The sequence below is a fragment of the Kitasatospora sp. NPDC058190 genome, assembly GCF_042883685.1.
Classification (GTDB): domain Bacteria; phylum Actinomycetota; class Actinomycetes; order Streptomycetales; family Streptomycetaceae; genus Kitasatospora.
The window spans coordinates 1-2,395 of the sequence record NZ_JBHVVI010000276.1 but is presented as its reverse complement, the minus strand read 5'-3'; the positions used below and the strand labels follow the sequence as shown (position 1 = coordinate 2,395).

Sequence of the window (2,395 nt, the reverse complement as noted above, 5' to 3'; positions counted from 1 at the left end):
TCGGCGATGTCGGAGGAGCCGGGCCGGTTCGGCCTGGTGGATCTGGCGGGTTCGGAGGAACTGCCGCCCGCCGCCCTGGGCTTGGACGAGCCGCAACTGCTCGTCCGCGACGGGGAGGTCCTCGCGGCCCGTCTGACGCGGACGGAGGCCATGGCCGAAGCGGTGGCGTGGCCGAGTGAGGGCATGGTCCTGGTCACCGGCGGTACCGGCGGCCTCGGCAAGGTCGTGGCCCGGCACCTGGCGGCCGAGCACGGTGTGCGCAGCCTGCTGCTGGTGAGCCGTCGGGGCGCGGACGCCGAGGGCGTCGAGGCGCTGCTCGCCGGGCTGGCCGAGCTCGGCGCGGAGGCGGTCGTCGAGGCCTGTGACGTGTCCGACGAGGCCGCCGTGGCAGACCTGTTCGCCCGGCACGACATCCGCGGGGTCGTCCACACCGCCGGTGTCCTCGACGACGGCGTGATCGGTTCCCTCACCCCCGAGCGCGTCTCGGCCGTCCTCCGCCCGAAGGCGGACGCGGCGTGGAACCTGCACCGGGCCGCCGAGAACGTCGAGACCTTCGTCCTCTTCTCCTCCGTCGCCGGCACGTTCGGCAGCGCGGGCCAGGCCGCCTACGCGGCGGGCAATGCCTACCTGGACGCCCTGGCGCTCCACCGCCGCTCGCTCGGCCTGCCCGCCGTCTCGCTCGCCTGGGGTCCCTGGACCGACGTGGTCGGCATGACCGGCACGCTCACCGACACCGAGGCCGAGCGCATCGCCCGGCTCGGCCTTCCGGCCATCGTCCCGGAGCAGGGTGTCGCGCTCTTCGACGCGGCCATCGCCACCGGACACCCGGCCGTGCTGCCGGTCCGCCTCGACCTGGCGGCGATGGCCGCGCACGGTGAGGTGCCCGCCCTGCTGCGCGGCCTGGTGCGGGGCCGCGTGCGGCGCGCCGTCGTCGCCGGTTCGGCCGTGTCGGCGGGCTTGGCGCAGCGGCTGTCCGGCCTCGGCGGCGAGGAGCGGCGGGCGGCCGTCCTGGAGCTGGTGCGCGACCAGATCGCGCTGGTACTGGGCCACGAGGGCGGTTCTGCGGTCGATCCGTCGCGGGCGTTCCAGGACCTCGGCTTCGACTCGCTGACGGCGGTCGAACTGCGCAACCGGCTGAAGTCGGTGACCGGCCTCCAGCTGCCGGCCACCGTCGTGTTCGACTACCCGACGGCGAGCGCGCTGGCCGGCTTCCTGCTGGAGGGCCTGTTCGGCACCGAGAACGTCGTCCACGTCCCCGAGGCGATGCCGTCGCCGTCGGACGACCCGATCGTGATCGTCGGGATGGCCTGCCGCTACCCGGGTGGCGTCGAATCGCCCGAGGACCTGTGGCGGCTGGTGGCCGACGGCGTGGACGCGGTCTCCGGCTTCCCGACGAACCGCGGCTGGGACGTCGAGACCCTCTACAACCCGGACCCGGACCACGTCGGGACCTCCTACACGCGCTCCGGCGGATTCCTGCACGACGCCGGTGCGTTCGACCACGAGTTCTTCGGCATGAGCCCGCGCGAGGCGCTGGCGACGGACGCCCAGCAGCGTCTGCTGCTGGAGACCTCGTGGGAGGCCTTCGAGCGCTCCGGCATCGACCCGGTGACGCTGCGCGGCAGCCGGACCGGCGTCTTCGCGGGAGTGATGTACGCGGACTACGCGAGCCTGCTGGGGGGTGGCGAGTTCGAGGGGTACCAGGGCAGCGGCAGCGCGGGAAGCGTGGCCTCGGGCCGCGTCTCGTACACGCTGGGCCTGGAGGGCCCGGCGGTGACGGTCGATACGGCGTGCTCGTCGTCGCTCGTGGCGATGCACCTGGCTGCCCAGGCGTTGCGCGGCGGCGAGTGCTCGCTGGCGCTGGCCGGCGGCGTCACGGTGATGGCGACGCCGAACACCTTCGTGGAGTTCTCGCGCCAGGGCGGCCTGTCGGCCGACGGCCGGTGCCGTTCGTTCGCGGACGCGGCCGACGGCGTCGGCTGGGGCGAGGGCGTCGGCATGGTGGTACTGGAGCGCCTGTCGGACGCCCGCCGGAACGGCCGTCGAGTGCTGGGAGTTCTGCGGGGGAGCGCCGTCAACCAGGACGGTGCGTCGAACGGTCTGACGGCGCCGAACGGTCCGTCGCAGCAGCGGGTGATCCGGCAGGCTCTCGCGAGCGCCGGGCTCTCGACGGCCGATGTGGACGCGGTGGAGGCGCACGGCACCGGGACGACGCTGGGCGACCCGATCGAGGCGCAGGCCCTGATCGCCACCTACGGCCAGGACCGCGAACTGCCGCTGCTCCTGGGCTCGATCAAGTCGAACATCGGCCACTCCCAGGCCGCGGCCGGTGTCGCGGGCGTGATCAAGATGGTGCTCGCGATGCAGCACGGCCTGCTGCCGCGCACCCTGCACG

General features: G+C 73.9%; 1 protein-coding gene. It reads left to right on the top strand.

The features are described 5' to 3' along the window. Positions 1-2,395 (top strand): SDR family NAD(P)-dependent oxidoreductase (locus ACFVWU_RS44735; RefSeq protein ID WP_387632439.1); only part of this gene is annotated, 2,395 nt, incomplete at both ends.